11 protein-coding genes and 1 tRNA gene are annotated in these 12726 nt (G+C 65.1%); 2 read left to right on the top strand and 10 right to left on the bottom strand.

What is annotated here, in order from left to right; genetic code table 11:
• Nucleotides 1-47 precede the first annotated feature (47 nt).
• Nucleotides 48-2471: an ABC transporter permease gene (locus NV382_RS03605; RefSeq protein WP_260599172.1), complete on the top strand. Its 2424-nt coding sequence runs from the start codon at nt 48-50 to the stop codon at nt 2469-2471.
• Between the two features lie 6 nt (nt 2472-2477).
• Here the strand turns inward: NV382_RS03605 and NV382_RS03600 are convergent.
• The 6 genes from NV382_RS03600 to NV382_RS03575 all read right to left on the bottom strand — a co-directional run bounded on the left by NV382_RS03600 (nt 2478) and on the right by NV382_RS03575 (nt 8353).
• Nucleotides 2478-2553: transfer RNA gene (locus tag NV382_RS03600), tRNA-Lys, on the bottom strand.
• Nucleotides 2554-2653: 100 nt separating this feature from the next.
• The gene (rodA, locus tag NV382_RS03595) at nt 2654-3766 is read right to left on the bottom strand and encodes a rod shape-determining protein RodA (RefSeq protein WP_260599171.1); all 1113 of its coding nucleotides are present in this window, start codon (nt 3764-3766) and stop codon (nt 2654-2656) included.
• Entirely contained in the window at nt 3763-5847 is a 2085-nt protein-coding gene (mrdA, locus tag NV382_RS03590) for a penicillin-binding protein 2 (protein WP_260599170.1), read from the bottom strand. Before mrdA ends, rodA begins: the two co-directional genes overlap by 4 nt.
• 8 nt (nt 5848-5855) lie before the next feature.
• On the bottom strand, nt 5856-6368 hold the full coding sequence (mreD, locus tag NV382_RS03585; RefSeq protein ID WP_260599169.1) for a rod shape-determining protein MreD: 513 nt from the start codon (nt 6366-6368) through the stop codon (nt 5856-5858).
• Nucleotides 6365-7183, bottom strand: coding sequence for a rod shape-determining protein MreC (mreC, locus tag NV382_RS03580; protein ID WP_312026765.1), 819 nt, complete (start codon nt 7181-7183; stop codon nt 6365-6367). The genes mreD and mreC overlap by 4 nt, the downstream gene beginning before the upstream one ends.
• A 123-nt stretch (nt 7184-7306) precedes the next feature.
• On the bottom strand, nt 7307-8353 hold the full coding sequence (locus NV382_RS03575) for a rod shape-determining protein (protein ID WP_260599167.1): 1047 nt from the start codon (nt 8351-8353) through the stop codon (nt 7307-7309).
• A 161-nt stretch (nt 8354-8514) separates the two neighbouring features.
• Here NV382_RS03575 and mutL point away from each other — a divergent pair, with 161 nt between their 5' ends.
• Nucleotides 8515-10365 (top strand): DNA mismatch repair endonuclease MutL, encoded by a 1851-nt coding sequence (gene mutL / locus NV382_RS03570; RefSeq protein WP_260599166.1) that lies wholly within the window; start codon nt 8515-8517, stop codon nt 10363-10365.
• Nucleotides 10366-10651: 286 nt separating this feature from the next.
• Here the strand turns inward: mutL and rplI are convergent, their stop codons facing one another.
• From rplI to NV382_RS03550, 4 genes are all read right to left on the bottom strand, one after another.
• Nucleotides 10652-11269 (bottom strand): 50S ribosomal protein L9, encoded by a 618-nt coding sequence (gene rplI / locus NV382_RS03565; protein ID WP_260599165.1) that lies wholly within the window; start codon nt 11267-11269, stop codon nt 10652-10654.
• 14 nt (nt 11270-11283) lie between these two features.
• Nucleotides 11284-11508, bottom strand: coding sequence for a 30S ribosomal protein S18 (rpsR, locus tag NV382_RS03560; protein WP_034158365.1), 225 nt, complete (start codon nt 11506-11508; stop codon nt 11284-11286).
• Nucleotides 11509-11521: 13 nt separating this feature from the next.
• Nucleotides 11522-11956, bottom strand: coding sequence for a 30S ribosomal protein S6 (gene rpsF, locus NV382_RS03555; RefSeq protein ID WP_260599164.1), 435 nt, complete (start codon nt 11954-11956; stop codon nt 11522-11524).
• A 264-nt stretch (nt 11957-12220) separates the two neighbouring features.
• Nucleotides 12221-12580, bottom strand: coding sequence for an RcnB family protein (locus NV382_RS03550; RefSeq protein WP_260599163.1), 360 nt, complete (start codon nt 12578-12580; stop codon nt 12221-12223).
• Nucleotides 12581-12726: the final 146 nt, after the last annotated feature.

The raw sequence follows: 12726 nt of genomic DNA, 5'->3' as shown, positions 1-12726 counted from the left end.
ACGCGCGCGCCGCCAACCACGCGTCTTGCCCAAACGGATTTCAGCCAATGAACCGCTTCGCGCTCCTCACCCTGTATCGCTCGCTTGCCCGCCACAAGCTTTACGCCGCGCTCAACATCGGGGGGCTGGCCGTGGGCATTGCCGTGTTCCTCGTCCTGTCGCTCTACGTGCGCTTCGAGACCAGCTACGAAAAGTGGCTGCCGCGCCATGACGAGATCTACGTCGTGCAGACGGTGTGGAACCTGCCGGGGAGCCCGTTCAACGGCGCCTATCCGTTCACGATGGGCGGGCTGCTCGACCAGATGCGCGAGGATTTCCCCGGCACCGTCGGTACCCGGGTGCGCGGTGGGGAGGGGGCAGGTAGCGTGGTGCGCGGCGGCGTCGCCACTAGGGACGACGTGGCGCAAGTCGACCCATCCTTTTTCGAGGTGATCGATCTGCCGCTGACGCGCGGGGACGCACGGCGTGCGCTGCGCGATCCCGCCAGCACGATCATCAGCGAGAGCGCCGCCCGCAAGTATTTCGGATCAAGCGACCCGATCGGCCAGAACCTGACCGTCGCCATGGATAGTGCCAATGTCTATCGTGTCGCTGGCGTGTTCCGCGACCTGCCCAAGAACAGCGATTTCAAGCTGTCGATCCTGATCCCGTTGCCCAGGACGCCGCCAAGCGAGAATTGGTATCATTGGGGCAGTTCGCAGCTGCAGACGTTCCTCCGCTTCCCCACGGCCAGTGCGGCGCATGCCTTCGAGCAAAAGCTCGACCCGTTCGTCGATCGTCGCGGGTTGAAGGATATGGGCAAGGACGCGTCGAAAACCCAGCAGCTGGCACTGCTGCCGATTGCCGACATGCACCTCGAGCCGCAGGGCAAACAGAGCGCTAGCCAAAAGATGACCGTTGTGACGCTGGGCCTGGTCGGGGTGCTGACGTTGCTGATCGCGATCGTCAATTACGTGAACCTCGCCACCGCTCGGGCGGGGCTGCGCGCCCGCGAGGTGGCGATGCGCAAGGTGCTGGGGGCGGATCGCCGCGCGCTGATCCGCCAGTTCCTGGGTGAAGCGGTGCTGACCGTCGCGCTCGCCGCGATCCTCGGTTTGATGTTGGCGGAACTGAGCCTGCCGCTGGTCAACGCGGCGGGCGGGCTCTCGCTGACGATCCCCTATGCGATCGTCGCACTGGCCTTGATCGTGCTGGTCGTGATTGTCGGGGTGACGGCCGGCTCCTATCCGGCATTGCTGCTGTCGCGCTTTCCGGCAGCGGCAGTGCTGTCCTCGGCCCGCGCCCCGGGCGGTGGGCGTGCCGGCACCCGCACGCGCGAGGCGCTGGTGGTGTTCCAGTTCGGGCTCGCCATCGCCTTCATCATCGGCACCTGCGTGCTCGTCGTGCAAACGCGACACGTGCGGCAGGCCGATCTCGGGTTCCAACGCGATGGATTGCTGGTGGTGCGCTCGTTCGCCGACAGCCTCCTTCCCGCCGCGCGCCGGCGCGCGGTGGCGGACGCGATCCGCGCCTTGCCGGGGGTGACCGGGGTTGCACTGGGCAACAGCGCGGCCGGCGGTAGCGGCAACGACAGTAGCGATAACGTGCCGCTGCCCGGCGTTGCCGGCCCAGGCCCGTCATTGCGCTGGATCGTCGTGGGGCCGCGTTTCTTCCAGGTCTATGGCAGCCGCCTGGTCGCCGGCCGTTTCTTCGACGAGGCGCACCGCGCCGACGATGGGGACGTGGGCGGCAAGGGTATGCCGACCGCGATCGTCATCAATCGTCGTGCCGTGCCGACGCTCGGCTTCGCTTCGCCGGACGATGCGATCGGTAAGACGGTGGGCGGCGACCGACCGCGCACGATCATCGGGGTGGTCGACGACATGCGGTTCTTCAGTCCGCGCCAACCGCATAGCGCGACCTACTACATCTATAGCCGCCGACCGGAGGCGCTGGACGCGGCGGTGGCATCGATACGGTTCACCGGCGATCCCCGGGCGATGTTGGCGGCAGTACGCGGCGTGTGGCAGCGGATGGTGCCGCAGGTGCCGTTCGTCGGGGGCACGGCGGACCAGCGGCTCGCCGAATTCTATGTCGCAGACGACCGCGCCACACGATTGTTCGCGATCGGCGCGGGGTTGGCGGTGATGATCGGCTGTGTCGGGCTGTGGGGGCTGGCCTCATTCAACACCGCACGGCGGGTGAAGGAGATCGGCATCCGCAAAGTGCTGGGCGCATCGGCGCGCGACATCGTGACGTTGCTGGTCGGGCAGTTCCTGCGCCCGGTGCTGATCGCCAACGTCATTGCCTGGCCGCTGGCATTTGTCGCGATGCGGACGTGGCTGGCGGGGTTCGACGACCCGATCGCGCTGTCGCCGCTTTACTTCATCGCAGCGAGCATCGTCGCAACTGCCATCGCCGTGCTGACGGTGTTGGCACAATCACTCCGCGCCAGCCGCGCTGCGCCGGCCTGGGCATTACGCCGTGACTGAAAGTGATGGTGGACGCACTTGGGCTCGAACCAAGGACCCGCTGATTAAGAGTCAGCTGCTCTACCAACTGAGCTATGCGTCCATATCCGTGGGCGACATCGAAGGTGCGTTGGAGGCACCGCCGCGAACAGGGAGGGCGCGAACTAGCATCGTGCCCGGGGAATGCAAACCCTTTTTGCAGATTACCAGCCGCTCGTCTGGCGGTTCTGCCGATCGATCGACATCAGGATGCCCAGGCAGAGCAAAACGGTCAGCTGCGCCGAGCTGCCGAAGCTGATGAAGGGCAGGGGGATGCCGACGACGGGGGCGAGACCCATCACCATCGACATGTTGATGGCGACGTAGAAGAAGATCGTGGCCGACAGGCCCGCCGCGGTCAGTTTGCCGAACCGGGTCTGTGCGTTGAGCGCGACGTTGATGCCCCAGAAGATCAGGCAGAAGAAGGCGATGATCACTGCCACGCCACCGACAAGGCCCCATTCCTCCATCATCGTCGCCAGCGCGAAGTCGGTATGGCCCTCGGGCAGGTAATCCAGATGGCTCTGCGTGCCGTTGAGGAAGCCCTTGCCGAACACGCCGCCCGATCCGATCGCGATCTTCGACTGGCTGATATGATAGCCGGTGCCGAGCGGGTCGCTTTCGGGGTCGAGGAAGATCAGAATGCGATTGCGCTGATAATCGTGCAGCACGAAATTGATCGCGACCGGGATGGCCGCTCCCATGGCCAGCGCGCCACCGATGAACAGCCGTAGCGGGACGCCGGCCAGGAACACCACCGTTACCCCGCCCGCGCAGATCATCAGCGCGGTGCCGAGATCGGGCTGCAGCATCACCAGGGCGGCGGGGAAACCGATCAACAGCGCAGCCGGCCAGATTGCCCCGAAGCGCCGGGTCTCGTTGGGCGGCAACATGTCGTAGAATTTGGCGCAGGCGAGCACGATGAACGGCTTCATAAATTCGGAGGGCTGGAGCCGGATCAGCCCGAGATCCAGCCAGCGCTGGCTGCCGCCGCTGACCGCCCCCAGCAGTTCGACCAGGATGAGGGCGATGACCAACCCGCCATAGATCGGCAGCGCGATCGTGCCCCAGATCGATTCGCGCAGCCGCGACAGCGCGATGGCGCCGCAGAGCAGGACGAAGAAGCGGATGCCCTGGCTGAGCGCCCAAGGCCGCACCGACCCGCCGGCGGCGGAGTAGAGCACGACCAGGCCGAAGCAGCCGATCGCGGTGACGAGCAGGATCACGCGCCAGGGCAGTTGTGCCAGCGGTGCTGGGACGAAGCTGAGGCCGTTCATTGTTCGCGCTCCGGCGATCCGGTGATCTGGGCCACGCCGTTTCCGGTCGCGGCATCGTGCGCCAAAGCCTCGGCATTGGCATTGGCAGCGTCGGTCGCTGCCTCGACCGCGGGAGCCGCAGTGGGAGCGGTGGCGTTGGTCTCGGTCGCTGCCGCGACGACGGGCGGCGGTGCGCTCGCCGCGGCGCGGTAGGCGGCGGACTGGGCGGCACTGCGCGCGGCGATGTCGCCGCCCCAGGTCGGCTCGATCTCTGCCAGCGACTTCAGCGCCCGGTCTCGGTCGAACATATAGGTCATGATATCGCGCCCGGTGAGCGGCGTATCGAGATTGGCGACAGTATGGCCGTTATGTTCGAGCACCACGGCCAGCGCGTATTTCGGCTTGTCCGCCGGAGCGAACGCTACCAGCAGCGCGTGATCGCGCATCTTGAACGGCAACTGCCCGTTCTTGAGCACGCCGCCAGCACGCTCCGCCATGGTGATGCGGCGCACCTGCGCGGTACCCGTCTTGCCGGCCATGGCAACTCCGGGCACGAGCAACCGGGCGCGGCCACCCGTGCCGCCCTGGTTGATCACGCCGAACATCGCATCGCGCACGATCGCGAGTTGTTCGGGCGTGGTCGACAGGGGCTGGGCGGGCGGCGGTTTCCCGTTCATCACCAAACGAGGCTTCAACAGCAGCCCCGATCCGATCCGCGCCGTCATCACGGCCAGCTGGAACGGATTGGCCAAGACATAGCCCTGGCCGATCGAGGCATTGAGACCGTCGGCCACGGTCCAGGCGTTCTTGTACTTCTTCAGCTTCCAGGCGCTGTCGGGCACGGTGCCGTAACGCTGCGAATCGAACGGCAGGTCGAACTTCTGGCCCAGCCCGACCTCGCGCGCGATCGGCGCGATGGCATCATAGCCGACGCGGCGGATCATCTCGTAGAAATAGATGTCGCAGCTCTGCATCACGGCATTCTTCATATCGAGCGCCCCATGCCCGCCGCGTTTGTGGCAGTGGAACACGCCGGTGCCGACCCGCATCGCACCCGAGCAATTGACCCTGGCGTGCGGATCGACGCCGGCATGCAGCAATGCCAGCGCGTTCATCGGCTTGACCGTCGAGCCCGGCGGATAAAGTCCCTGAAGCGTCTTGTTCATCAGCGGCACGTGATCGTCGTCGGAGAGCATCTTCCATTCGAGATGGCTGATCCCGTCCGAAAAGCTGTTCGGATCGTAGGCAGGCACCGATACCATGGCGAGGATGTCGCCGGTCTCGCAGTCGATCATCACTGCCGAGCCGCTATTGGTGCCCAGCCGCCGTGCGGTGTATTCCTGCAGGCCCGCATCGATCGTCAATCGGATCGTCTGGCCCGGTGCATCGGGCTTGGTTTCGAGCTCGCGCACCAATTTGCCGCGCGCGGTTACCTCGACCCGCTTGGCGCCGGGATCGCCGCGCAATTGCTTCTCCAGCGTCTTTTCGAGCCCGTCCTTGCCGAGCTTGAAGCCCGGGGTGACCATCAGCTGGTCCTTGGTCTTCTGATACTGGGCGGCCGATGCGGCGCCGACATAGCCGGTCAGATGCGCCACCGCGGAGGCCGCAGGATAATGGCGCGAGAAGCCGCGCGTCGGCGCTACGCCGGGCAATTCTGGCAAGCGTACGCTGACCGCCGCAAACCGCTCCCAATCGAGATTTTCCGCCACCTGAACCGGCTGGAAGCCGGCGGCATGTTTGAGGTCGGTCGCGACCCGCACCATTTCCTCTGGCGGCAGGCGCAGGATGGATTTCAGCAGCGCCAGGACCCTGTCCTTGTCTTTGGCATCCAGCCGGTCCGGAATAATATCGACGCGGAAATCGGTGCGGTTGTTGGCGATCGGCGCGCCATGCCGATCGACTATCCAGCCGCGGCGCGGTGGGATCAACGTCATGTTGACCCGGTTGCTTTCCGACAACAGGCGATAGCGTTCGTTTTCCGCCACCGCGAGCCACGCCATGCGCCCGGCGAGCAGCAAGCCGACCACGCCCTGCGCCCCGCCGAGCATGATCGCGCGGCGGGTGAAACTGTAAGATTGCGATGCCTCGGTGGTGATCCGCATGGGGCGATCTATGCGCCTTCGCGCTTCCCATCAAGCCATGCACATAGCTGCGACACGAGCGGGAACAGCAGGACAGATATCACCGCCTGCAGCAGCAGCATCGTATCGACGTGCGCCCCGATCGGCGTGGCGAACAGGCGTCCGGCGATCAGGCAGAAACCAACGGCGCCCGCCGCGATCAGCCAGTCCTGCCAGAAATCGCGGAACACTAGGCGCTGATCGATCAGGTCGATCATGAAGAAGCACAAGGTCCAGAGCAGCATCGCGCTGCCGAGCGGCTGCCCGCTGACCAGATCGTCGAAGAAGCCAAGCGGCAAGGCAGCCCAGATCGGAAAGATGTCGGTGCGCCGTAACCGCCAGCCAAGCAGGACCAGCAGGCCGAACGGCGGCAGGATCGGGAAGTGCGCAACCACCGGTACGATCGTGACCAGCGAGCCCAGCATGACCGAGGCTGCCGGTAGGGCAACGGAAACGCTGCGTGGCGGCGCTTCGTCGAACGGTCCGCGGACCGGTGCGCTCACGGCTGCGTGACCGGCGGAGCGGCGGGCGGCGGGGCGGGCATATAGGCTTGCTGGACGAGCGCGAAATCGAGCGTGTCGGGTTGCGCAAAGGGACGCGCCAACGCGGTGTCACGCCCATGGCGCATGATACGTGCAACGGTGATGTCGGGTGGATAGATACCACCGGTGCCCGATGTTACGAACACGTCACCAGCCTTGAACGCGACATTGGCCAGATTGGCCGAGCGGATATCGAGCATGCCGTCGCCGCGACCCGATACCAAAGCGGCCAGCCCGTCGCGCGTGCGGCGTACAGGCACGATGCTTTCGGGATCGGTCAGCAGCAACACGCGTGCAGTGTTTGGGCCAGTTTCCAGGATGCGGCCGATCAGGCCCTCGGGCCCGCTCACCGGCTGGCCGACGCGCACGTTCTGCCAGGATCCGGCGTTCAGGATGGCGACGCGGCGCGTGCTCGACATGGAGGAACTGACCAAGCGGGCAGCCACGATCGGCGTGGCGGCGCGCTCGCGCAGCCGCAGCAAGGCCTTCAGGCGACGATTGTCGTAGGTGAGGGTCCGCGCCCGCTGCAGCAGGGATTGTGCGTCCTGCAATTCCTTGCGCAGTTCGGCATTGCGCGACTTGACTAGGAAATGCTCGGATATGGCCGACGGCGCCGATGCGATGCCGCGGCCGATGCCGGCCATTCCCGTGGAGATTGGCGTGGTGATCTCGGCCAGCGCAGCGCGGAAGGCGGCGAAGGCCGGCGGGTTGAGTGTGGCAAGCGCAAGCAACACCGCCGCCACCAAAGCACCGGCAATGGCGATCACATAGCCCATGAAAAGGCCGTATTGCGCGCGTCGCGAAAAACCCGCGCGACGGTTTCGAGACGGCGCCATCATTCCCCCGGGGTCGCACCGGCCGGCGAATGCCGACCGGCAACGTCATCTAGTCCGTTCCACTCAGGCGCTGTGCAGGACACCGCGATATACCGGATCCTCGAGCGCGCGACCGGTGCCGAGCGCCACGCAGATCAACGGATCGTCGGCGATCGTCACCGGCAGACCGGTTTCGTCGCGCAGCACCTCGTCGATACCCTTGAGCAGCGCTCCACCACCGGTCAACACGATGCCCTGATCGACGATGTCGGCGGCGAGCTCCGGCGCGGTATTCTCGAGCGCGATACGCACGCCCTCGACGATCTGGCCAACCGGTTCGCTGAGCGCCTCCGCGATCTGGCCCTGGTTAATCTGGATCTCCTTGGGCACGCCATTGACCAGGTCGCGGCCCTTGACGTGGATGGTGAGGCCGATGCCGTCCGCCGGCGGCTTGGCGACGCCCACTTCCTGCTTGATCCGCTCGGCCGTCGCATCGCCGATCAGCAGATTGTGGTTGCGGCGTACATAGGAGACGATCGCCTCGTCCATCTTGTCGCCGCCAACGCGGACCGATGTGGTGTAGGCGAGACCGCGCAGGCTGAGCACCGCCACTTCGGTCGTACCGCCGCCGATATCGACGACCATCGAGCCGATCGGCTCCGTCACCGGCATATCGGCGCCGATCGCGGCGGCCATCGGTTCCTCGATCAGCCAGACCTGGCTGGCGCCGGCATTCTGCGCCGCATCGCGGATAGCGCGGCGTTCGACCGACGTCGATCCCGAGGGCACGCAGATCACGATCTGCGGCCAGCGCAGGAAGCGGCGTTGCCCGCCATGCACCTTGTGGATGAAATGCTTGATCATCTGCTCGGCGACATCGATGTCGGCGATGACGCCGTCGCGCAACGGGCGGATCGCCTGGATGCTGTCAGGCGTCTTGCCCATCATCAGCTTGGCGTCTTCGCCGACCGCCTTGACGCGCTTTACGCCGTTCAGCGTCTCCACCGCGACGACCGAAGGCTCGTTCAGCACGATACCGCGCCCGCGGAGATAGACGACGGTATTGGCGGTACCCAGATCGATGGCCATGTCGTGCGACATCAAACGGAAGAAGCGCGAGAAGAAGGCCATGGGTCGTCCCGTATTTGGCCGCCCGTTCGGGTCGGCAGTTCCTGTCACATGCCGCGGTATCCGCATCGTATTCGGTCGGCCCTGAGCGGGAATTTCCACGCTCAGTTTTACCGAGTAGATGTAGGTCGCGGGATGCCGTCGCTTGGTCTAGAGGCTGACCTATGTCAATACGGCGCCTGCCCGAACATCTCGTCAATCGCATCGCTGCCGGTGAAGTGGTGGAACGACCAGCCAGCGCGTTGAAGGAGCTGGTGGAAAACGCGATCGACGCCGGCGCGAGCCGGGTCGACGTGCGCCTTGGCGGGGGCGGCGTCGATCTGCTGGAAGTGATCGATGACGGCTGCGGCATGACGCCCGCCGATATGGCGCTGGCGCTGGAGCGGCATGCCACCTCCAAGCTCCCCGACCATCTGTTGCGGGATGGGGCCATCGAACAGGTCACGACATTGGGCTTTCGCGGCGAGGCATTGCCGTCGATCGCCAGCGTCGCCCGCATGATGCTGGAGAGCCGTGTGCGGGATGCGGAAGGGTGGTCGCGCCTGATCGATAACGGCATCCTGGTTTCGGAAGGCCCGGCGGGCGTGCCGACGGGTACGCGGGTGCGGGTGGAGGGATTGTTCGAGCGGGTGCCGGCACGGCGCAAGTTCCTGCGCAGCCCGCGCGCCGAATATGCCGCCTGCCTGGATGTCGTGAAGCGGCTCGCCATGGCGCGGCCCGACATCGCCTTTTCGGTCGAGCATGACGGGCGCCGTGCCTTGCAGGTGGCGGGCGGCGACACGCTGCCGGCGCGCGTGGCCGCACTTACCGATCGCGGCATGATCGACAATGGCGTGCCGATCGACCTCGAACGCGAGGGCTTGCACCTCGGCGGCGTTGCCGGGCTGCCGACGTTCAATCGCGGCGTGGCCGACCATCAATATCTGTTCGTCAACGGGCGTCCGGTGAAGGACCGCCTGCTGATCGGCGCGATCCGCGGCGCCTATGCCGAGATGATGCCGCGTGATCGGCACGCCATGGTCGCGCTGTTTCTGCAGGTGCCGGCCGACGCGGTGGATGTGAACGTACACCCGGCCAAGACCGAGGTGCGGTTTCGCGAACCGGCAATGGTCCGCGGGTTGATCGTCAGCGGGCTACGCCGCGCGCTCGATGAAGCGGGCCATCGCAGCGTGCAGCGGCCGGCCGAGGATGCGATGGCGGCCTGGACACAAGAAAGCCCCTCTCCTGCAGGGGAGGGGTTGGGGTGGGGCAGTGCGGCCTATGCAGGCATCGCTTTCGATGAGACATCCCCCACCCCTTACCCCTCCGCTGAAGGGGAGGGGCTGAGTTTGTGGGAGCGGCAGCACTCGGTGTTCGACCGTCGCCAAACCTTCATCACCCCGGGCCCACAAGGCCGTGCCGAACCGTCCTACGCTCCCCCGCCGGAAACGATCTCCCATCCGCTCGGCGTTGCTCGGGGCCAAGTCGCCAAGACCTATATCGTCGCCGAGGCCGAAGATGGGCTCGTGCTGGTCGATCAGCACGCCGCGCATGAGCGATTGGTGCTGGAACGCATGCGCAAGGCGATGGCGACGGGCGGCGTTGCGGCCCAGGCGCTGTTGCTGCCGGAAGTGATCGAGCTCGACGAACCAGCCTGCGATCGCCTCGAAGGCCGCGCCGCCGAATTGAGCGAGTTCGGGCTGGACCTCGAACGCTTCGGCCCGCGCGCGATGCTGGTGCGCGCGGTGCCCGCCTTGCTCGGGCAGAGCGATGTTCTCGGGCTGGTCACCGATCTGGCCGACGAACTTGCCGCGTTCGATGAAGCGCTATCGCTAAAGGAACGGCTCGACGCGGTAGCCGGCACGATGGCATGCCACGGCTCGGTCAGGGCAGGGCGCGTGCTGTCGGTCGCCGAGATGAACGCGTTGCTGCGTGAGATGGAAGTCACGCCACATTCGGGACAGTGCAATCACGGTCGTCCGACCTGGGTGAAGCTGCAGATGGGCGACGTGGAGAAACTGTTCGGCCGGAAGTGATTGCGGCTGCGGGCCTTGGGTGCCGTTCACCTTCTGGAAACCTTTTCGCCTGTCGCGCATTCTAGCGTCAGGTCCTCAGTTCACGAAAAGCGAACTATCATGAAGCAGATACTCCCCCTCTTATTCGCGCTGATCCCCTTGACCGCCGTTATCGGCGCCTGCCTCACCTGCCCGTGAGCTGAGCGGGCTCCCAAGGGCCCCAAGCCGACAAAAAGCCGAACAAGAAAAAGGCCCGCCCGGATCGCTCCGGACGGGCCTTTTCTTTGACAATCGCGTGCTGAACGGATCAGCCTTCGGTCGTTGCCTCGTCGCGCTCGGCCGGCGCATCGTCGTTCGACGATACTTCGGCAGTCGCACCAGGCTCGGCGTTGGGATCGTAATCCTCGACGAAGCCCGCTTCGTCCTTTTCGAACATCGCTTCCATCACGTTCACGCCCGAAGCCTGCATTTCTGCTTCCTCCGGCGAACGCGCGACGTTGACCTTAACGGTCACCGACACTTCAGGATGCAACGCGACCTTGACTTCGTACAGGCCGATCGCCTTGATCGGCTTGTTGAGCACGATCGACGACTTGGGCACCTTGTGGCCCTCGGTCTCAAGCAGGTCGAGCAGATCGCGCACCGCGACCGAGCCGTACAGCTGGCCGGTGTTCGATGCCTGTCGGATCAACGTCAGCGTGATGCCGTCGATGGTCTTGGCCTCGATCTCGGCTTCACCGCGGCGTGCCGCGTTGGTCGCCACGATCGATTCGCGGTTCTTTTCGAACACCTTACGGTTGGCTTCGTTGGAACGAAGCGCCTTCTTGTTCGGCAGCAGGAAGTTGCGGGCGAACCCGTCCTTCACGGTGACGACGTCGCCGATGGCGCCGAGCTTCTCGACGCGCTCAAGCAGGATGACTTGCATGGGTCAGTCCTTCCTTACTTAACGATATAGGGCAGCAGGCCCAGATGACGGGCGCGCTTGATCGCCTGGGCGAGTTCGCGCTGCTTCTTGCCGCTCACCGAAGTGATGCGGCTCGGGACGATCTTGCCGCGCTCGGACACGAAGCCCTGCAGCAACCGGACGTCTTTGTAATCGATCCGTGGGGCGTCCTTGGCCGAAAACGGGCAGGACTTGCGGCGGCGGAAAAATGGGCGTGCCATATGCTAGTCCTCCTTATTCTGCGTCAAAGTTGCGACGGGGACGATCCTCGCGGTCGCCGCGCTCGGGGCGGTCACCACGGTCGGGACGGCCGCCTTCACGATCGCCACGACGCTCGCGGTCACGATCGGACTTGCGCATCATCACGGTCGGGCCTTCTTCCAGCGCATCGACCTTAACGGTCATGTAGCGGATGATGTCCTCGTTGATCTGCGTCTGGCGCTCGAGCTCGGCCACCACGTCGCCGGGGGCGTCGATTTCGAGCATCACGTAATGCGCCTTGCGGTTCTTGGCGATCTTGTACGCCAGGCTGCGCAGGCCCCAATTCTCGGTCTTTACGACCCGGCCATTGTTGTCGTTGATGATTCTGGTGGCGGTTTCCGCCAGTGCATCCACTTGCGCTTGCGCCAGATCCTGGCGCGCAAGGAATACGTGCTCGTAAAGAGCCATGTCTTGTCCTTCGTCTTGGCCGATCGCTGACGCCCGCACCATGCGTGACGCCCCTCCGGCTATCGTCTTCACTGTAACGAGGCGGAAAGCGCGTGCCTTCCATCCCGAAGCGGCGGCCATAGCGCAAACGCGCGAGAAGGCAAGGAATCATGCACCTGCCGTCTTCCCGGACCGAGTCCGGATGACGCGGTGAGGGGCGGCACGTACAAAAAGGCGACGGGACCGAAGTCCCGTCGCCCCTTGCGGTTCACAAAAAGCAATAGCTTACCGGATCAGGCCGCTGAAGATCTGCGAGATGATCCCACCGTTGCTGACCAAGATGACGTTGCGGTCCGACTGGACGTAGCGGTATCCGCGCGGAGGGGCGCGCAGGCCGCGATACTGGCGATAGTCGATCTGGCGATAATTGCGTGCCTGGCGCTGGTCGAAGCGCTGGCCGCGGCGCCAGTCGCTGCGATACTGCGGTGCGCGCTGGCGCACGACGGTCTTCTGCACGACGTTGCCGTTACGCTTCACAATCGTCGTATGGCGTTCCTGCTGGCGGCCTTGCGCGCTGGCGACGGAAGCGGCCATCGGGCTGAGCGCAACCGATGCGGCAAGGGCGGCGAGGATGAACTTCTTCATGGTAAAACTCCCGAACATTATCGGCGCCGTGCTTGGCGTCGCATATCTATCTAGGGCGCAGATGTCGCAGCCCTGTGCCGTCTAACGCACGAAAGCGTCGCAAAGTGTCGCAAGCTTGCCAGAATGGCTGCGCTTTTCTAGGCCGC

Source organism: Sphingomonas endolithica, from assembly GCF_025231525.1.
GTDB classification, from domain to species: domain Bacteria; phylum Pseudomonadota; class Alphaproteobacteria; order Sphingomonadales; family Sphingomonadaceae; genus Sphingomonas; species Sphingomonas endolithica.
This window is presented reverse-complemented; position numbering and strand designations above follow the sequence as displayed.

Excerpts from the sequence above, each read along its gene's own strand:
- NV382_RS03605 (WP_260599172.1), top strand. The coding sequence starts at position 48 with ATGAACCGCTTCGCGCTCCTCACCCTGTATCGCTCGCTTGCCCGCCAC.
- rodA (WP_260599171.1), bottom strand. The coding sequence starts at position 3,766 with ATGAACGGCCTCAGCTTCGTCCCAGCACCGCTGGCACAACTGCCCTGG.
- mrdA (WP_260599170.1), bottom strand. The coding sequence starts at position 5,847 with ATGCGGATCACCACCGAGGCATCGCAATCTTACAGTTTCACCCGCCGC.
- mreC (WP_312026765.1), bottom strand. The coding sequence starts at position 7,183 with ATGGGCTATGTGATCGCCATTGCCGGTGCTTTGGTGGCGGCGGTGTTG.
- NV382_RS03575 (WP_260599167.1), bottom strand. The coding sequence starts at position 8,353 with ATGGCCTTCTTCTCGCGCTTCTTCCGTTTGATGTCGCACGACATGGCC.
- mutL (WP_260599166.1), top strand. The coding sequence starts at position 8,515 with ATGTCAATACGGCGCCTGCCCGAACATCTCGTCAATCGCATCGCTGCC.
- rplI (WP_260599165.1), bottom strand. The coding sequence starts at position 11,269 with ATGCAAGTCATCCTGCTTGAGCGCGTCGAGAAGCTCGGCGCCATCGGC.
- rpsR (WP_034158365.1), bottom strand. The coding sequence starts at position 11,508 with ATGGCACGCCCATTTTTCCGCCGCCGCAAGTCCTGCCCGTTTTCGGCC.
- rpsF (WP_260599164.1), bottom strand. The coding sequence starts at position 11,956 with ATGGCTCTTTACGAGCACGTATTCCTTGCGCGCCAGGATCTGGCGCAA.
- NV382_RS03550 (WP_260599163.1), bottom strand. The coding sequence starts at position 12,580 with ATGAAGAAGTTCATCCTCGCCGCCCTTGCCGCATCGGTTGCGCTCAGC.